Origin of the sequence: Myxococcus faecalis (genome assembly GCF_050039385.1) — a bacterium.
Taxonomy (GTDB): Bacteria; Myxococcota; Myxococcia; order Myxococcales; family Myxococcaceae; genus Myxococcus; species Myxococcus fulvus.
In genome coordinates this window covers 9,923,073-9,939,835 of the sequence record NZ_CP144336.1, presented here as the reverse complement: position 1 = coordinate 9,939,835, position 16,763 = coordinate 9,923,073, and the positions used below count along the sequence as shown (strand labels likewise).

The window sequence follows — 16,763 nt, the reverse complement described above, 5'->3', positions numbered from 1 at the left end:
GCCCCTCTGGCGAAAGCTCGACGCGAGCCTGGGCAACGGCACGCGGAACTCGCGGAGCAGGACGCCTGAAAAGCGAAGCCCCATCCTCCGGAGCGGGAGGATGGGGTCTCTTGAAACATCATTGCGGGGGCAGGATTTGAACCTGCGACCTTCGGGTTATGAGCCCGACGAGCTACCAGGCTGCTCCACCCCGCGTCATGTTGATGTCTGCCTTTGAACACCAGAGGTCCGGCTTTGATTCACCGGACCTCTGGCTTCCTGAATTGCGGGGGCAGGATTTGAACCTGCGACCTTCGGGTTATGAGCCCGACGAGCTACCAGGCTGCTCCACCCCGCGTCAGCGGCGAGGGAGGTAGTACCGCCCCTCGCCGGGGACTGCAACATCTATTTCGAGCGAACCCGAGCACGCATCCAACACGTGCTCAAGCGCGCGGTGTGAATCACTTGCGCAGCTTGCTGAAGAGGTCGGCCATCGTGCCGAAGCCCTTCTTGCCCGCGCCCTGCGGCTGCTGCGTCTTCTGCCAGGCCTCCACCTCGGCGCGCTCCTCCGCGCGGACGGCGGCGGTGACGGACAGGCGGATCTTCCCGGACGCGTCGATGTCCAGGATGGCCACCTTCACCTCCTGGCCCAGCGCGTAGTGCTTGCGCAGATCCGTGCCGCGCTCGGTGCCCGTCTCGCTCGCGGGGAGCAGGCCCTTGCCACCGGCGAACACGAGGAAGACGCCGTACGGCTCGATGCGGTCCACCTTGCCGACGACGACCTGGCCCACCTTGGGACGGGGCGCCGCGGGAGCCGCGGGCGCGGCCTTCTCCGCCGAGGCGGCCGGACGCTCCTCGGGGGGACGCTGCGCCTCCTCCTCGGAGATGCGGCGCAGGCCGATGCGCTTGTCCTTCTCGTCGATCTTCTCGACGGCGACCCAGATGGTCTCGCCTTCCTTCACCACGTCGCGCGGGTGCGCGATGCGGCGGTCGCTCAGCGCGGAGATGTGCACCAGGCCATCCACGCCCGGACGCAGCTCCACGAAGGCGCCGAACTGCTGGAGCCGGACGACCTTTCCCTGCAGACGGTCCCCCTCCTTGATCTCGGAGATGGCCTTCTTGAACGGGTCCTCCTGCCGCGAGCGCATGGACAGCGTGATGCGCTCCTTCTGCTTGCTCTTGTCGGGGGAGTTGGGCTGCGCGGCCTCCATGCGCAGGATCTCCACCTCCACGTCGTCACCGACCTTCACCACGTCGCTGGGGTGACCCACGCGCGTGTACGAGAGCTCGGAGACGGGGATCATCCCCTCCACGCCGCCCAGGTCCACGAACACGCCGAAGTCCCGGACGCCGGTGACCTTGCCCTTGACGACCTTGCCGTCGCCCAGGTTCTTGCGCGTCTCCGCGGCCAGCTGGCGCTGCTCGTCCTCAAGCAGCGAGCGGCGCGAGAGCACCACGTTGCGGTCCCGGACCTCGGTGACGCGGAACTTGAGCTTCTCGCCGATGAACTGGTCCGGCTTCTCGACGTAGCGCAGGTCCAGCTGGCTGATGGGGCAGAACGCGCGCACGTCGCCGATGGCGACCTCCACGCCGCCCTTGTTCACGCTCAGCACCATGCCCTCGACGGGCATGCCCGACGCGCGGGCCTCGGCCAGCATCGCCATGGAGGCGCTGCCCTTGGCCAGCGCGCGGCTCAGCACGATGCCCTTGGCGCCCACCTCGATGACGTGCGCGTCCAGGCTGTCACCCACGCCGTAGCGCAGGATGCCCTCGTCGTCCTTGAGCTCGCGCAGCTCGATCATCGCCTCGCTCTTGGACGCGCCCTCCAGCGACACGAACGCGGTGTCCGCGCCAAGCTGGAAGATGGTGCCCTTGACCTTCTCGCCCAGGCGCACGCCCCGGCGGCCCGGCGCCCCACCCTCCTTGGCCTGCGCCTCGAACATCTCGGCGAAGGACTCGGACTCGGGAACCTCCTCGTACAGCGCGGAGGAAGGCGCCGGCGTCGGCGTCACAGGGCGCGGCGCGGAGGTCGTCGTCGGCGCGCCGGAGGCCTCGGCCTCCGCGGTGGTCGCCTCGGCGGTCGCGGTCGCCTCGGCGGGGTTCTCCCCCACCGGGCCTCGCGTCTCGATGGCGCCCGACGCGCGCTTCACGACGACCATGGGACCGGACGGACGGCGCTCGCCGCCACCGCGGCGCTCGCCTCCACCCCGCTCCTGACCGCCCTGGCCACGAGGAGGACGGCGCTCGTCGCGCGGAGCCCCTCCCTCGGAGCGCGGACGCGCGTCACGGCCCTGACCGGGACCGCCGCGCTCGCCGCCGCCGCGAGGACCCTCGCCACGGCCGCTGCCGCCCGAAGGGATGCCGAGCATCACGTCACCGAAGGTGGCCTTCGGCTTCTTGGGGCCGCCCATCCCACCCGGACCGCCCGCATTGGAACCGTTCTTCTCGTCGCTCACTGCCGAGACCTTCCTGAGACGAAGTCAGCCAGACTTCCCGTGAAGCCGGGCCCATGAAAAAGGCGGCGCACTCTACACGCGCGCCCCGTCCGGAGGAAGCCCCGAAGACAGGCACGCGGCCCACACCACCGCAAGGACCTCAACGGAGGCCCCCCGCCAGCCCATCCCGCCCACCCCCTCCTTGCTGCTCCAACCACCCCCTGCCCGCTCCGTGAGGAGCCGAGCATCGGCGAGCACTTAGCGCGCCCGGCGCAGCCGTCCGGAGACCTTGCGGAACACCGCGCCGGCCTCGGGGACACCCAGCGCGGCGGCCACCGCGAAATAGATGCCGCCCATGGGGATGGCGACGGCCAGGAAGCCCAGGACGGGGTGCAGCCTGGGAGGCGCGAGGAAGGCCCCGCCCCACTCCGCCTGCACTCCCGGCATGGGGCCCAGCACGGCCGCGAGCCCCAGCTTCACGCCCAGGGCCACGAGGCCCGCGATGACGGCCGCGCCCCACAGCCGGGGCAGGAGCCCCGGGGGAACGCCCACGGGCCCCAGCTGCCGGGTCAGCTTGCGGCGCAGGAGATACGACTCGAGCCAGGCCACGAGCCCGCTGGCGAGCGTGAGCCCCAGCGCGCCCAATTCCGAGGGCAGTCCCAGCCACCCGGGCAGATGCAGGCCCAGGACCCAGGCGCCCACCGAGCCCACCGCGACGCGGACGATGGCGAAGCGCAGGGGCGTCTTGGGGTCCTTCAAGGCGTAGAAGGCGGAGGCGTACAGCCGGCCCACGGTGGAGGCGACCAGCCCCACGGCGGCGCCCATGAGCAGGTACCAGAGGTAGCGCGAGTCCGCCGCGTCGAAGCGGCCCGTCTGCAGGAGCGCCGCGGCCACCATGTCGCCCAGGAACAGGAAGGCCGCCGCGGAGGGCACCACCCAGAAGGCGATTCGCCGCGCCCCTCCGTCGATGCGCTGACGCAGCTTCGCGGCGACCTCCTCCGACCCGGCGCCGTCCGCCGCGCGGGCCATCTCCGGCAGCTCCGCCGCGGACACCGCCATGCCGAAGAGGCTCACCGGGATGAGGTAGATGGTCTGCGCGTACACAAGGGACGACATGGCGCGCTCGGAGATGAGCGTGGCGAAGGCGGTGTCCACCCAGGCGCTGAACTGCACCACGCCGCGCCCCAGCACCACCGGGCCGAAGCTGCGGAGCACCTGCCGCACCGGCTCCGTCGCCGTGGAGAGCGACGGGCGGAACCTCCCCAGCAGCTGGAGCGTGCGGGGCACCTGCACCGCGAACTGGAGGAAGCCGCCGGCCACCACGCCGTAGGCCAGCAGCTCCACCAGCCGGTCCTCTTCGTAGCGGCCGCCCACGACGAGCAGCGTGGCGATGATGGCCCCGTTCCAGACGACGGGCGCCAGGTACGACAGCAGGAAGCGTCGGTGGCTGTTGAGGATGCCCAGGCACCAGGCGCTCAGCACCAGGAAGCCCGTGCCGGGGAAGAGGATGCGCACCACGCGGATGGCCAGCTCTCGCGCGTGGCCCTCGAAGCCCGGAGCGATGAGGTCCACGAACACGGGCGTGAACAGCATGCCCGCGCACACCAGCAGCGCCGTCGCCAGGGACAACAGGCCGAAGACCGCGCCCGCCACCCGGTCCGCCTGCTCCGTGTCCTTGCGGCCCAGCAGCTGGGCGTACACGGGGATGAAGGAGCCGGAGAGGACTCCCTCACCGAAGAGGTTCTGCAGGAAGTTGGGGATGCGCAGCGCGGCCTTGAAGACGGCGGCCGCCTCCGCGTTGCCCAGGTAGTGGGCGAAGACGCGCTCGCGCACCAGGCCCATCAGGCGCGAGGCGAGGATGCCCGTGGCCACGAGCATCGCGCCCTTGCCCCCCGAGCGTTCGGTCCGACCTGACGGGGCGGGAGGAGTCGGGGAAGGCTCGGGCGCGGAGGCGGTCACGGGCCGGGGACTCTATGCGTGACGTCAAGTGGCATGAAGCGGGAAACCCATGGCCCCTGTTTCTCTTGACGGTGCCCCCGGCGGATTGCGAGGGTCCGTCCTCAATGGCCGACATACCGGACAGCGACCTGGACGACGTGGCGCGTATCCGCCTCGTGCTGGCGCGCGAGCTCGAGACCATCAACGAGTACGAGGCCTTCGCCCGGGCGTCCTCCCACCCCGAGGTGCGGGCCTTCTTCCTCCACCTGGCGACGGAGGAGAAGGAGCACGTGTCCGAGGCGGTCCACATGCTGCGCATGCTCGACGCCCACCAGGACTCGCGCTTCACCACGCCCATCGCGCCGGGTCACTTCCAGCAGGCCGTGGGCGAGGCGCCACCTCCCGCCGCCGTGCTCGCGCCGCCGCCTCCTCCGCCTCCGGCCAAGCAGGTCCTCAACGGCCGCTCTCCGGTGGAGCCCCTCACCGCCCTGCCCCCGCAGCGGCTCATGTATGGCCTGCCCGCCCCGCCGCCCGCCGTCGAGTCCCACCCCCTCACGGTGGGCTCGCTGCGCCGTGGCGGTGGTGGTGGCGGTAATCGCTGACGACGTTCCCCTTTTCTCCCTAGATGTTGATCCGGAGATTGTTCGATGCCTGACTTCCTTGGACATGCCGAGAACCCGCTCCGTGAGGAGGAGTGGGCGCGCCTGAATGAAACCGTCATCCAGGTGGCGCGCCGCTCACTGGTGGGCCGCCGCATCCTCGACATCTACGGTCCGCTGGGCGCGGGCGTGCAGACGGTGCCCTACGACGAGTTCCAGGGCGTGTCCCCGGGCGCTGTGGACATCGTCGGCGAGCAGGAGACCGCGATGGTCTTCACGGACGCTCGCAAGTTCAAGACCATCCCCATCATCTACAAGGACTTCCTGCTGCACTGGCGGGACATCGAGGCGGCGCGCACGCACAACATGCCGCTGGATGTCTCGGCCGCCGCCGGCGCCGCGGCGCTGTGCGCGCAGCAGGAGGACGAGCTCATCTTCTACGGCGACGCGCGCCTGGGCTACGAGGGCCTGATGACGGCCAATGGCCGGCTCACCGTGCCGCTCGGCGACTGGACGGCGGCGGGTGGCGGGTTCCAGGCCATCGTCGAGGCCACGCGCACGCTCAACGAGCACGGCCACTTCGGCCCCTACGCCGTGGTGCTGTCGCCCAAGCTCTACTCGCAGCTGCACCGCATCTACGAGAAGACGGGCGTGCTGGAGATCGAGACCATCAAGCAGCTGGCCGCCGACGGCGTCTATCAGTCCAACCGCCTGCGCGGCGACTCGGGCGTGGTGGTGTCCACCGGCCGCGAGAACATGGACCTGGCGGTCTCCATGGACATGGTGGCCGCGTACCTGGGCGCGTCGAGGATGAACCACCCGTTCCGCGTGCTGGAGGCGCTGCTGTTGCGCATCAAGCACCCGGACGCCATCTGCACCCTCGAGGGCGCTCCCGCGGCTGCCGCCCGTCGGTAGTCCAGCCCCCCATGGCCAAGGTCCTGGTGATCGACGACGAGGTGAACCTGCGCAAGGTGCTCGCCGCCATGCTGCGCAGGGACGGCTTCGACGTCACCGTCGCGGAGAACGGTGAGCAGGGCCTGGCCGAGTTCAACAAGAACGGCGCGGACATCATCGTCACCGATCTGGTGATGCCCAAGGTGGGCGGCATGGAGGTGCTCGGCACCATCCGCGCCGCCAACCCGGACGTGCCGGTCATCATCATCACCGCGCACGGCACGGTGGACTCCGCCGTGGACGCCATCAAGGCGGGCGCGTTCGACTACATCACCAAGCCCTTCGACCAGGTGGAGCTGTCCTCCGTCGTCGCGAAGGCCGCCAAGACCAACGAGAGCGCCCGTCGCTCCGTGCGTCCGGACCTCAAGGCGCGCGCCGCCATCATCGGCGAGGCGCCGCAGATGCAGGAGGTCTACAAGGTCATCGACAAGGTGGCGGACACACCGTCGACGGTGCTCATCACTGGAGAGAGCGGCACCGGCAAGGAGCTCATCGCCACCGCGCTGCACGGCGCGTCCAGCCGCCGCGACAAGCCGTTCATCAAGATCAACTGCGCGGCCATCCCCGCCACGCTGCTGGAGAGCGAGCTGTTCGGCTACGAGCGGGGCGCCTTCACCGGCGCCGTCACCTCCAAGCCGGGCCGCTTCGAGCTGGCCGACGAGGGCACGCTCTTCCTCGACGAGATTGGCGAGATTCCCGTCGAGATGCAGGTGAAGCTCTTGCGCGCGCTGCAGGAGGGCGAGTTCGAGCGCGTGGGGGGCATCAAGACCACGCGCGTGGACGTGCGCCTGGTCGCCGCCACCAACCGCGATTTGCAGGCGGAGATCGAAGCGGGCCGCTTCCGCAAGGACCTGTACTACCGCCTCGCGGTGGTGCCGCTGTCCCTGCCGCCCTTGCGCGAGCGCCGCAGCGACGTGCTGATGCTCGCGCGGCACTTCGTGGAGAAGTACAACAAGCGCCTCAACAAGAAGATCGAGGGCATCACCGACGACGCCCTGGCGCTGCTCCAGGCGTACTCGTGGCCGGGCAACATCCGCGAGCTGGAGAACCTCATCGAGCGCGTCCTGCTGTTCGCGGACGGGCCGTTGATCACCGCCAAGGACCTGCCCGAGCCCATCCGTCAGGGAGCGGGCGTCCAGGCGAGCCCCACCTCGGCGCCCTCCCTGCCCGCCTTGGAGGTTCCCGCGGGCGAGGTGGGCCTGAAGGACATCGTCCGGATGAAGGCCGCGGAGTTGGAGCGGGACCTCATCGTCAAGAAGCTCGACGAGACGGGCGGCAACGTCACCCGCGCCGCGCGTCTCCTCCAGATCAGCCGGAAGTCCCTGCAGACGAAGATGAAGGAATTCGGTCTGCGAGACACCACGCCTGACGAGCAAGAGGACGGCCCCGAGGATTGACCCTCGGTTGGCGGAATTCCTCGTCGCGGGCGCTGGTTTCGCGCCCGCTCACTCTTTCCGATTCATGGAGCCAGCATGCGGCCGAACCTTCCCACCCTCGGTGCACCTCCGAAGCGGAGCCCCATCGGGCCCGTGGTCGCCGTGTCACTCATCCTCGGCGGCGCTGCCGGGGGCGTGTGGTGGTGGAAGCAGCGCATGGCCACCGCCACGCAGGAGGCCGCCGTCACCCAGGCCACCGCCGAGGCCGCCGCCACGCCCGACGCGGGCGCCCTGGCCGCGGCGCCCACCGCCCCCGCCGCTCCCACCGACCCGGTGAAGGCCGCGGGCATGGAGCGCGCCTCCATGCGCATCGACGGGCCGCTGGAGACGGCGTTCGTCAACTCCGCGGGCGCGGACGTGGGCCCGGCGCTGGCGCAGGTGGTGACGCGCACGCTGGTGTGGTGGGTGGCCGTCCCCAACGAAATCCTCCGCGGGGACACCCTGGACGTGCTCTTCCAGCGCCGCCCCAACGAGGAGCCGCTGGTGCACGCGGTGCGCTTCACCAGCGCGAAGCTGGGCAAGACGATGAGCGCCTACCGCTTCCAGGGCTCCGCGGAGAACACGGCGCGCTACTACCTGCCCTCCGGCGACGAGCTGGAGCTGCGGCTGGAGAAGTCCCCGCTGGACGACTACGAGCAGGTGACGTCGCTCCTGCGCGATGGCCGCCGCCACAAGGGCGTGGACTTCCGCACCCCGGTGGGCACGCCCGTCAAGGCGCCCTTCTCCGGCGTGGTGAAGCGCAAGAACTGGAACTGGAGCAGCAACGGCAACTGCCTGGAGCTGATTGAAACGGGCGGCAAGGGCCGCCGCGCGCTCTTCCTGCACCTGGACGAGGTGTCCAAGGACATCCAGGCCGGGACGCGCTTCAACGTGGGCCAGGTCATCGCGCGGAGCGGCAACACGGGCCGCTCCTTCGCGCCCCACCTGCACTACCAGCTCATGCAGGGCGAGGAGAAGGTCCTGGACCCCTTCGACCAGCACAAGACCTACCGCCGCACCCTGGCCGCCAACCACAAGACGGCCTTCGACGACGAGGTCCGCCGCCTGGAAGGGCTGCTCGGGACGTCCGTCGCGGGGAAGTAAAAGCAACCCGATTCTTGACACTCCTCCGACGGCGCGGCTAGCTGGAAGCCCCCCGGGCTTGCCGGAAGGCCCGGTCGTTTCGCCGTCGGAGGTCGGATGCACAGGCTTCGCGCCGTACTCGCCGCGCTGACGCTAGGCGCGCCGTTCGCCGCCAGCGCGGCGGATATCACCCGGATCGCCTCGTCCTTCGAGGACGATGACCCGTTCGATCTGTTCATCGACGTCGGGTTCGAACGCACCCAGACTCGCGCGAAGATCATCCGCGAGCAGCTCGCGCCGGTGGGGAGTGAGCCCGGGCGCGGTGATGCCTCGGAGCTCTGGTACAAGGGCGTGGACGCACGCCTCAACCTGAGGATGGCCGTCGGCCTCTACCGCGACCTGGAGCTGTCCTTCACGCTCCCGCTGGTGTTCCAGCAGAACGAGCGCTGGGACTTCACCTCCCAGTCGTCGCAAGGGACGTCCACCATCACGGGCAATTGCATCAACCCCGATGGCACGTTCGTCAACAACGATCCAGGGTGCCTCGACGACCCGCATGCCAACGGCGTGCCCCTGTTCGGGGTACCCCAGGAGAGCTTCCGCGGCGGTCTGGGCAACCTGCACTTCGGCCTGGCCTACGCGTTCTTCAACCAGGACAAGGACGTCACCAAGCCCACGTGGATCGTCGGCATCGACTACGAGGCGCCCACGGCGAAGCAGCGGGACCCGAGCGTCGACACGACGAACTCGGACGACCGCGGCAACATCGGTGACCGCGTCCACAAGTACCAGCTCTACACGTCGTTCTCGCGGCGCATCGGCGTGGCCGAGCCGTACTTCAAGGCCAGCTACACCATCCCCGTGCGCGGTCCGGTCTTCTATTCGAACTGCGACCAGCGCGACGCGGATCCCGCCACCCTGGGTGCTCCTGACAACTGCGGCACCGGGCCGTGGGACCGCAAGGAGACGGGCATCAAGGCGCCCAAGATGATGGGCATCCTCGCCGGCGTGGAGCTGGTGCCGTTCGACCGGCCGCAGAAGCACCAGAAGTTCACCCTGGACCTGCGCGCCATCGGCAACTACGTGGGCGCGGGCCGCTACCACAACGAGCTGAGCGCGGCGCTGCGCAAGCTGCTCACCTCGGAGGAGTACTTCCAGGTCGGTGGCATGCTCGGCGTCACCGCGAGCGCCTCGGAGACCTTCAAGATTCGCGCGGGCGGCACGTTCCTCTACAACACGGACCACACGCTCACGAACGAGGAGCTGGGCAAGGACCTGGACGGCAACGGCGAGATCGACGCGAGCCTCGGCTCGCCCGAGCTCAACCCCACGTTCGACTGGCGCTACGACCTGGTGTCGCGCCGTTTCCGCGCCATCGGCAGCACGACGTTCCGCTTCGACCTGAGCGCGTCCTTCAACTTCTAGCGCCAGGGAAGTCCCCGGGAGACGCGGGCCTCGAGCACGCGCCTCCCGGTTCCGGACCACCTACTTCTTCTACTTCTTCAGCGACAACCCGAGTCGGTACACGTCCTGTCCCGACCACCCCGCCCGGCGGGCCAGCTCCGTGCTCAGGGGCTTGAGCTTGTCGCCTCGCGCGAGCCCGTCCTCGAGCGCTCGGCGCAGTTCCTCCTCGGACCAGCGCCGCTCCCCGGTGCGCCCCTCCACCAGCACCACCACCTCGCCCCGGGCCTCCTCCGTCGCGTAGCGCGCGGACAGCTCGGACAGCGGCGCGCGGACGAACTCCTCGTGCAGCTTCGTCAGCTCACGCGCCACGCATGCGCGGCGGTCTCCCCACGCCTCCTGGAGGTCCTGGAGCGTCTCACCCAGGCGGCGGGGAGACTCGTAGAGCACCAACGTGGCGGACAGCGAGGCCACCTCCTCCAGCATGGCCCGCCGCTCCGGCCCCTTGCGCGGCAGGAAGCCCAGGAAGTGGAAGCGGCCCGTGGGCAGCCCCGAGGCGCTCAGCGCCGCGACGAGCGCCGTGGCGCCCGGCACGGGCACCACCGTCAGCCCCCGCTCCAGCGCCTCCGCCACCAGCCGCTCACCGGGGTCGCTGATGGCCGGGCTGCCCGCGTCGGTGACGAGCGCGCAGTCCTCGCCCTCCCCGAGCCGGTCCAGGATGCGCCCGGCGCGCTGCCCCTCCGCGAACGCGGGCAGGCTCACCAGGTCCTTGCCGCCGATGCCGAAGTGGTCGAGCAGCACGCGTGAGTGCCGCGTGTCCTCACAGGCGATGAAGCGCACGGCGCGGAGCGTCTCCAACGCGCGAGCAGAGATGTCACCCAGGTTCCCGATGGGCGTGGCCACCAGGTACAGCGTTCCAGCCATGCCTTCCCTCACATGCCCGCATCGAAGGCGCCGGGGATGTGCTCCACGGTGGCCCGCTCGCCGCGCCCGACAACGGCTATCACATCGAAGCGCATCATCCGCCCCTGGAGCTCATGCGCGAAGAGATAGTGCAGCGCCGCCTTCACCACCCGACGCTGCTTCGCGAACGACACGGTGTGCGCCGGGTCTCCCCACACCGCCGTGGAGCGCATCCGCACCTCCACGAAGCACAGGAGCTCCTCGCGCTCGGCCACCACGTCCAGCTCGCCATACCGACAGAGCCAGTTGCGGGCTCGCACGCGCCAGCCCCGCTCCTCCAGGTACCGCACCGCCGCCGCCTCCGCCTCATCCCCATACTCCCGCCGCACCCCACGCCCCATCCCGCCTCCCGCTCCCTCCCCCATGGAGGGCACCCGCCACATCGGACTACACGTTAACCGTGCCGTCCGACATCTGGGCGAAGCCGGGGTGCGACGTGACGTGGACCACCTGCGTGAGGGTGCCCAGGTGCTTGAGCATGCGGGCGATGAGCGGCAGCTTCACCTCGTCCATGCCCGCGAAGACGTCCTCCAGGACGAAGGGCCGCTTCACCCGCGCGCTCCCCTTCTCCACCACCGTCATCCGCAGCGCCAGGTAGTAGAGGTCCAGGTCCTTCGGCGGCAGCTCACCCACCGGCACGCGGCGCCCCGAGGCGAGCGCGAAGGCCCGCCCCTCCTTGTCCCACTCGACGCCCTGGTAGCGCCGGTCCGTGAGCGCGGTGAGGTACTGCACGCAGCGCTCCTTGAGCATCCCCTGCACGCTCAGCACATCCGTCGTGAAGATGTCCGCCGCCTGGGACAACACGGCGGGAGACGGGTCCTCCAGCGGCTCCACGGGCGCGGGCGAGCCATCCGCCTGCGTCACCGGCGCGGGCGGGGCCTTGGCCAGGGTGATCGACTCCTTCACGCGCCCCAGCTCGCGCTCCACCTCGCGGATGTCGCGCACGTAGGAGCCCTTGCGCGTCAGCTCCGCGTTGAGCGCGTCCATCTGCTCCTTGAGCGCCTGGCGCTGGGTGGACGCGGCCACGAACTCCGGGTCGGCCTCCACGGCCGCGAGCTGATCCTTCAGCTCCACCACCCGCGCGGCCAGCAGCTCCTTGCGCTCGAGCGCCGCGGGAATCTCGTCCAGGCTCTCCACGCCGAGCGCCTTCTGCGCCATGCGCACCGGCGCGGCCTCGGCCTCGAACTCCTCGTGGATCTTCTTCTCGCGCGCGTCGAAGCGCCCCTCCTTGCTGCCCTTGCGCGAGGCGCGCTGGAGCTCGTCCACGTAGCGCAGCGCCAGGAAGGCCGCGAAGCCGAAGGCCGGGATGTCCAGCAGCGCCAGGTAGCGGAACGCGCGGTGCACGCCGAGCCCCAGGCCCAACGACAACCCGAGGAACAACACGCCCACCACGATGCCCAACCAGAACATCCGGTCCTGCGTCAGCGGCTCCACCGCGTCCGGCACGTCCGCCGCGTCCGCGTCCCGGTCCGCGCCCAGCCGATTCAAAGCCTCGTCACGCCGGGACAGCGCCTTGGGGTAGCGCTGCACGCGGTTGAGGATGTCCTGGGGCAGGCCGAGCGTCTGCGGCGTCGGAGCGGCCCGCCACGCGTTCTCCGCCTCGTGGATGGCCGCCTTGAGGCCCTCGGTGCCCTTGAGGCGCTGGTCCGCGTCGAAGATCTGCGACGACAGCCCATCCACCTTGAACTGGAGCTGATCCACCTCGCGCGCGGAGACGAGCTCCGCCTCGAGCGCGCGCACCTTCGCCTCCGCCGCGGGGATGTCCTCCGCCGCGGCCACCGAGGACGCGTTCGCCAGCGACGGGAACTTGCCGGAGGTCTTCGGATCCGCCGCCTTCGCCACGGCCTTGCGCGGGCGCCGTGACGGCAGCTGCCCCGGCTGCAGACAGTAGAGCTGCTCGAAGCTCGTGCGCGGCGGCAGGCCCACCTGTCCGCGCAGGAACTGGTTCATCTCCGAGGCGTCCGACGACACCAGCTCCGGCTGCTGCGTCGTCTTGTTCATCCGGTGCAGCGTCCCGGAGCCACCCAGCTCGCGCAGCACGCGGTACGTGGCGCCGTCGATGCCCACGAAGGTCAGCGCGGCCTTGCCGGACTTCGCGCCCGGCGCGATGAAGGACGCATCCCCGCCCCGCCCGTCGGCGTAGAGCAGCGCGAGCAGCACGCCCGCGAAGGGACTCGCCTCCGCCGAGGGCGGCTTGAGGACGAGGTACCCGGCTTTCAGCGCGAAGCGGCCCGCGGCAGTGAATCCCCGGACATTCTGGACGGCGACCTCGACGAATTGCATGGCGCGTCCATGTTAGCGCGAATGAAAAAAGGAGCGCCCGGTATCGGACGCTCCTTCTCACGACGGCCCGAGGGCCGACGAGGACTCAGGGAATCAGGCCTTCGCGCCCTTGCCCTGGGTCGTGTCCGCCTCCTCCTGCACGTCCACGCGGGCGGCCTTGCCCTTGAGGTCGCGGAGGTAGAACAGACGGCTGCGGTTCACGCGGCCGCGCGAGAGGACCTCGATCTTCTCGTAGCGGGGGCTGTGCAGCGGGAAGATGCGCTCGACGCCGACGCCGAAGGACATCTTGCGCACGGTGAACGTGGCGCGGTGGCTGCCGGAGGTCTTCCGGATGACGGTGCCCTCGAACGCCTGAACGCGCTCCTTCTCGCCCTCCTTCACCTTCCAGAAGACGCGCACGGAGTCACCAGGACGGAACGAGGTGACGTCCTGGCGCAGGTACTTGGCCTCGACGTGCTGAATGGCGGCGTTACGCATTTCGGACTCCAGTGAAGCGGAAGCTGACGCGATGAGAACGCGTGAAAGAGCGGGCCGTACTAGCAGAGAGAGCGGTGTCGGACAAGCCCGCTGAGGCCCGACTCCCAAAGAACCCCCAGGGTTACAGCTCTTCCTCCCGTCGGGCCAGCAGTTTCTCGTCGGCCTTGGACAGGGTGAGGCGGGCGAACAGGTCCGGCCGTCGCTCGCGCGTGAGCACCAGCGACTTCCACCGGCGCCACCGGGCGATGCGCGCGTGATCTCCGGACTGGAGGGCCGCCGGCACCTCGACGCCCTGGAACACGGGCGGGCGGGTGTACTGGGGATGCTCCAGCGTCCCCTCCTCGAAGCTCTCCGACACCGAGGACGCCACGTTGCCCAGCACCCCGGGCACCAGCCGCGCCACCGCGTCCACCACCGCCATCGCGGCGATCTCCCCGCCAGTGAGCACGAAGTCCCCCAGCGACAGCTCGCCGTCCAGGTGGCTCATCACCCGCTCGTCCACGCCCTCGTAGCGGCCGCAGACCAGGATCAGCCCGGCGGTGTGCGCCACCAGCTCGCGCGCGGTGACCTGGGTGAAGGTCGCGCCGCGAGGGCTCATCAAGAGCACCTTCGCCCCGGGCAGTCGGGCCCGCGCCGCGCTGATCGCCGCGACCAGCGGCTCGGGCTTCATCACCATGCCCGCACCGCCTCCGTAGGGCGCGTCGTCGGTGACACGGTGCTTGCCCTCGGCGTACTCGCGGATGTCCGTCACGGTGGCGGACAAGAGGCCCTTCTCCTGGGCCTTGCCGAGGATGCTCGCGCCCAGGTAGCCGGACACCATCCCAGGGAACAGCGTGAGCAGCTCCACCGGATACGGCGGGCTCACGACTCGGACCCGTCCGGGGCGTCCTTGTCGGCGTCGCGCCGGCCGACCTCCACGTACTCGGGAGGACGGATCACGATGCGCTGGGCCGCCAGGTCCACCGTCGGGACGAACTCGTCCGCGAACGGCACCACCAGCTCCTGCCGGCCCGCGGCGCGGATCACCAGGTTCGGCACTTCACCGGTGGCCCAGATCTCCTCCACCTTGCCCAGCGGCGTCCCCGCCTCGTCCACGGCGGACAGGCCCAGGAGGTCTCCCTGGAAGAACTCACCCTCCTCGGGCGGCTCCAGGTCCTCGCGGAACACGAACACCGTGGAGCCCACCAGCCCCTCGGCCTCGGTGCGGGACTCCACGCCCTCGAAGGCGACGATGTCCTCCTTCGGCGTGGGGCGCAGGGACTCCAGCACCAGGTCCCGCTCCACGCCCGCACGGGTGCGGACGCGGACCCGGTCCACGGTGGAGAGCGTCTGCGAGCCCGGGTCGAACGGACGCACCGCCAGCTCGCCCCGCAGCCCGTGCGCGCGAGAGATGAAGCCCAGCTCCAGCAGGGGCTTCTGCGTCACCGCGACGCGTCCGGTGCGGCGGCGGGCGGCGTGCCGGCGGCGTTGCGGCGGTCGTCCAGGATCTCCAGCCGGACCTTCTGGCCAGACTTCTGGGCGGCGGCATTGAGCAGCGTCCGGAGGGCGTTCACGGTGCGCCCGTCACGGCCGATGACCTTGCCGACATCCTCGGGGGCGACCTTCAGCTCGTAGAGCCGTGCGCCGTCCACCTCGGAGATGCGCAGGCCCACCTGGTCAGGTTGATCGACCAGGGCCCGCGCCAGATACGTGAGGAGTTGCTCCACGTCCGCTCAGTAAAGCCGGTCGCGGATCAAGCCGCGGGGGTGGACTTCACGGCCTTCGCGTTGACCTTGATGAGGTCCGCGACGGTCTCGGAGGGGGTCGCGCCCGTCTTCAGCCAGTAGTTCAGCCGCTCCTCGTTGAACTCCACCTTGGGCGGGTTGAGGTTCGGGTCGTACGCGCCGACGGCCTCGATGAACTTGCCATCCCGGGGGTTGCGGGAGTCGGTAGCGACCACGTGGTAGTAGGGCTTCTTCTTGGCGCCCGCGCGGGCAAGACGGAGGACGACGGCCATGGAGTGCTCCAGCGAACAGGAAACGACGATGTAAACGGGGTGGCGCTCTTAACGCCGCACCCGCGGGATTGTCAAGGAAGCTCGGGACTTTATGTCGTGCTTTCGGCCGGAGTGGCCTCGCCACGATTCGCGAGCTGCCCGCAGGCCCCCGCGATGTCCCGGCCCCGATTCTTCCGGATGTAGGCGGCCACGTGGCCGTCCGACAGGATGGCCCGGAACTGCTCCGCCCGCTCTTCCGCGGTGGTGAGGAACCCCAGGCCAGGGTTCTCGTTGTAGGGAATCAGGTTGACCTTCGCCGGAATTCCCTTGAGCAGCTGGATGAGCCGGTGCGCGTCCTCATCGCTGTCGTTGAAGCCCTGGATGAGCACGTACTCGAAGGTGATGCGGCGGCCCTGGCGCAGCGGGAACTTGCGGCACGCGTCCAACAGCGCGGCGATGTTCCACTTGCGGTTGACGGGCATCGTCTTGCTGCGCTGCTCGTCCGTGCTGGCGTTGAGCGAGATGGCCAGCTTCACGTCCGTCTCCTGGCCGAAGCGCTCGATCATGGGGACGAGGCCGACGGTGGAGACGGTGATGTGGCGGTGGCTGAAGTTGGGCCCGTCCTCGGACTGGAGGATGGCGAGCGCCGTCTTGAGGTTCTCGAAGTTGTGCAGGGGCTCGCCCATGCCCATGAACACGAGGTTGCTCAAGGGACGCAGCGTCTCGTGGCCCTCGTTCTTGCGGACCTCGCGATTGACGGCGTGCACCTGCGCGACGATCTCGCTGGGCGTCAGGTTGCGCTTGAGCCCCATGGTGCCCGTCATGCAGAAGCCGCAGGCCATGGCGCAGCCCACCTGGGTGGACACGCACAGCGTCCGGCGGTCCTCGGAGGGCATGTAGACGGACTCGATGTAGCGCCCGTCGCGCGTCTTCCACCGGTACTTGATGGTGCCGTCGACGCTGCGCTGCTCCAGGTCCTTCACCAGCGGGATGATCTCCGCGGCGACCTTGAGCTTCTCGCGGAAGGCCTTGGACAGGTCCGTCATCTCGTCGAACGAGGTGGCGCCGCGCTGGTGCAGCCAGCGGTAGATCTGCGGGGCACGGAAGGCGCGCTCGCCCAGCTGCTCGGTGACGAAGCGGGTGAGCCCCTCCATGGACAGGCTGGCCACGTCCACGAGCTTCGCGGGAGCAGGCGCCGGCAAGGGCTCCGTGACGGGAAGGGTGGCGGTGGCGGAGGTCTCGGTCATCGTCGTCGCGCAGT

16 protein-coding genes and 2 tRNA genes are annotated in these 16,763 nt (G+C 69.8%); 5 read left to right on the top strand and 13 right to left on the bottom strand.

Features of this window, described 5'->3' with window-relative positions; translation table 11 throughout:
* Positions 1-121: 121 nt before the first annotated feature.
* The 4 genes from VZQ01_RS39725 to murJ all read right to left on the bottom strand — a co-directional run bounded on the left by VZQ01_RS39725 (position 122) and on the right by murJ (position 4,373).
* A tRNA-Met gene (locus VZQ01_RS39725) sits at positions 122-195 on the bottom strand.
* A 68-nt stretch (positions 196-263) separates the two neighbouring features.
* Positions 264-337, bottom strand: a tRNA-Met gene (locus tag VZQ01_RS39720).
* A gap of 103 nt (positions 338-440) precedes the next feature.
* A complete protein-coding gene (locus VZQ01_RS39715) occupies positions 441-2,435 on the bottom strand; it encodes a S1 RNA-binding domain-containing protein (protein ID WP_223747475.1) in 1,995 nt (664 codons plus the stop codon).
* Positions 2,436-2,672: 237 nt separating this feature from the next.
* A complete protein-coding gene (gene murJ, locus VZQ01_RS39710) occupies positions 2,673-4,373 on the bottom strand; it encodes a murein biosynthesis integral membrane protein MurJ (RefSeq protein WP_223783626.1) in 1,701 nt (566 codons plus the stop codon).
* 104 nt (positions 4,374-4,477) lie between these two features.
* Here murJ and VZQ01_RS39705 point away from each other — a divergent pair, with 104 nt between their 5' ends.
* From VZQ01_RS39705 to VZQ01_RS39685, 5 genes are all read left to right on the top strand, one after another.
* On the top strand, positions 4,478-4,954 hold the full coding sequence (locus VZQ01_RS39705; protein WP_426746231.1) for an encapsulin nanocompartment ferritin-like cargo protein EncB: 477 nt from the start codon (positions 4,478-4,480) through the stop codon (positions 4,952-4,954).
* A gap of 45 nt (positions 4,955-4,999) precedes the next feature.
* Positions 5,000-5,866 carry an encapsulin nanocompartment shell protein EncA gene (gene encA, locus VZQ01_RS39700; RefSeq protein ID WP_141332916.1) on the top strand — a complete coding sequence of 289 codons (867 nt, stop codon included), beginning with the start codon at positions 5,000-5,002 and terminating at the stop codon, positions 5,864-5,866.
* A gap of 11 nt (positions 5,867-5,877) precedes the next feature.
* Positions 5,878-7,302, top strand: a complete 1,425-nt coding sequence (locus VZQ01_RS39695; RefSeq protein WP_223783627.1) for a sigma-54-dependent transcriptional regulator — start codon at positions 5,878-5,880, stop codon at positions 7,300-7,302.
* 75 nt (positions 7,303-7,377) lie between these two features.
* Positions 7,378-8,424 (top strand): M23 family metallopeptidase, encoded by a 1,047-nt coding sequence (locus VZQ01_RS39690; RefSeq protein WP_426746230.1) that lies wholly within the window; start codon positions 7,378-7,380, stop codon positions 8,422-8,424.
* A gap of 96 nt (positions 8,425-8,520) precedes the next feature.
* The gene (locus tag VZQ01_RS39685; RefSeq protein WP_426746229.1) at positions 8,521-9,828 is read left to right on the top strand and encodes a hypothetical protein; all 1,308 of its coding nucleotides are present in this window, start codon (positions 8,521-8,523) and stop codon (positions 9,826-9,828) included.
* A 69-nt stretch (positions 9,829-9,897) separates the two neighbouring features.
* On the opposite strand, the gene rsmI is transcribed toward VZQ01_RS39685, so the two are convergent.
* The 9 genes from rsmI to rlmN form a co-directional block, all read right to left on the bottom strand.
* Positions 9,898-10,728, bottom strand: coding sequence for a 16S rRNA (cytidine(1402)-2'-O)-methyltransferase (rsmI, locus tag VZQ01_RS39680; RefSeq protein WP_248543550.1), 831 nt, complete (start codon positions 10,726-10,728; stop codon positions 9,898-9,900).
* A gap of 8 nt (positions 10,729-10,736) precedes the next feature.
* Positions 10,737-11,108, bottom strand: a complete 372-nt coding sequence (locus tag VZQ01_RS39675) for a YraN family protein (protein WP_046714041.1) — start codon at positions 11,106-11,108, stop codon at positions 10,737-10,739.
* A gap of 46 nt (positions 11,109-11,154) precedes the next feature.
* On the bottom strand, positions 11,155-13,050 hold the full coding sequence (locus VZQ01_RS39670) for an AAA family ATPase (protein WP_426746228.1): 1,896 nt from the start codon (positions 13,048-13,050) through the stop codon (positions 11,155-11,157).
* A gap of 93 nt (positions 13,051-13,143) precedes the next feature.
* Complete coding sequence (rplS, locus tag VZQ01_RS39665) at positions 13,144-13,527, bottom strand: 50S ribosomal protein L19 (RefSeq protein WP_223747467.1); 384 nt, start codon at positions 13,525-13,527, stop codon at positions 13,144-13,146.
* A 121-nt stretch (positions 13,528-13,648) separates the two neighbouring features.
* Positions 13,649-14,392: a tRNA (guanosine(37)-N1)-methyltransferase TrmD gene (trmD, locus tag VZQ01_RS39660; RefSeq protein WP_223747466.1), complete on the bottom strand. Its 744-nt coding sequence runs from the start codon at positions 14,390-14,392 to the stop codon at positions 13,649-13,651.
* Positions 14,389-14,952, bottom strand: a complete 564-nt coding sequence (gene rimM / locus VZQ01_RS39655) for a ribosome maturation factor RimM (RefSeq protein WP_141328670.1) — start codon at positions 14,950-14,952, stop codon at positions 14,389-14,391. Before rimM ends, trmD begins: the two co-directional genes overlap by 4 nt.
* Entirely contained in the window at positions 14,949-15,233 is a 285-nt protein-coding gene (locus VZQ01_RS39650) for a KH domain-containing protein (RefSeq protein ID WP_046714046.1), read from the bottom strand. The genes rimM and VZQ01_RS39650 overlap by 4 nt, the downstream gene beginning before the upstream one ends.
* A 26-nt stretch (positions 15,234-15,259) precedes the next feature.
* Positions 15,260-15,523, bottom strand: coding sequence for a 30S ribosomal protein S16 (gene rpsP, locus VZQ01_RS39645; protein WP_141328672.1), 264 nt, complete (start codon positions 15,521-15,523; stop codon positions 15,260-15,262).
* An 89-nt stretch (positions 15,524-15,612) separates the two neighbouring features.
* Positions 15,613-16,749: a dual-specificity RNA methyltransferase RlmN gene (gene rlmN, locus VZQ01_RS39640; RefSeq protein ID WP_426746227.1), complete on the bottom strand. Its 1,137-nt coding sequence runs from the start codon at positions 16,747-16,749 to the stop codon at positions 15,613-15,615.
* Between the last annotated feature and the right edge of the window lie 14 nt (positions 16,750-16,763).

Bases quoted from the DNA above. Each gene is read 5' to 3' on its own strand.
- VZQ01_RS39705 (WP_426746231.1), top strand. From the start codon at position 4,478: ATGGCCGACATACCGGACAGCGACCTGGACGACGTGGCGCGTATCCGC.
- encA (WP_141332916.1), top strand. From the start codon at position 5,000: ATGCCTGACTTCCTTGGACATGCCGAGAACCCGCTCCGTGAGGAGGAG.
- VZQ01_RS39695 (WP_223783627.1), top strand. From the start codon at position 5,878: ATGGCCAAGGTCCTGGTGATCGACGACGAGGTGAACCTGCGCAAGGTG.
- VZQ01_RS39690 (WP_426746230.1), top strand. From the start codon at position 7,378: ATGCGGCCGAACCTTCCCACCCTCGGTGCACCTCCGAAGCGGAGCCCC.
- VZQ01_RS39685 (WP_426746229.1), top strand. From the start codon at position 8,521: ATGCACAGGCTTCGCGCCGTACTCGCCGCGCTGACGCTAGGCGCGCCG.
- rsmI (WP_248543550.1), bottom strand. From the start codon at position 10,728: ATGGCTGGAACGCTGTACCTGGTGGCCACGCCCATCGGGAACCTGGGT.
- VZQ01_RS39675 (WP_046714041.1), bottom strand. From the start codon at position 11,108: ATGGGGCGTGGGGTGCGGCGGGAGTATGGGGATGAGGCGGAGGCGGCG.
- VZQ01_RS39670 (WP_426746228.1), bottom strand. From the start codon at position 13,050: ATGCAATTCGTCGAGGTCGCCGTCCAGAATGTCCGGGGATTCACTGCC.
- rplS (WP_223747467.1), bottom strand. From the start codon at position 13,527: ATGCGTAACGCCGCCATTCAGCACGTCGAGGCCAAGTACCTGCGCCAG.
- rpsP (WP_141328672.1), bottom strand. From the start codon at position 15,523: ATGGCCGTCGTCCTCCGTCTTGCCCGCGCGGGCGCCAAGAAGAAGCCC.
- rlmN (WP_426746227.1), bottom strand. From the start codon at position 16,749: ATGACCGAGACCTCCGCCACCGCCACCCTTCCCGTCACGGAGCCCTTG.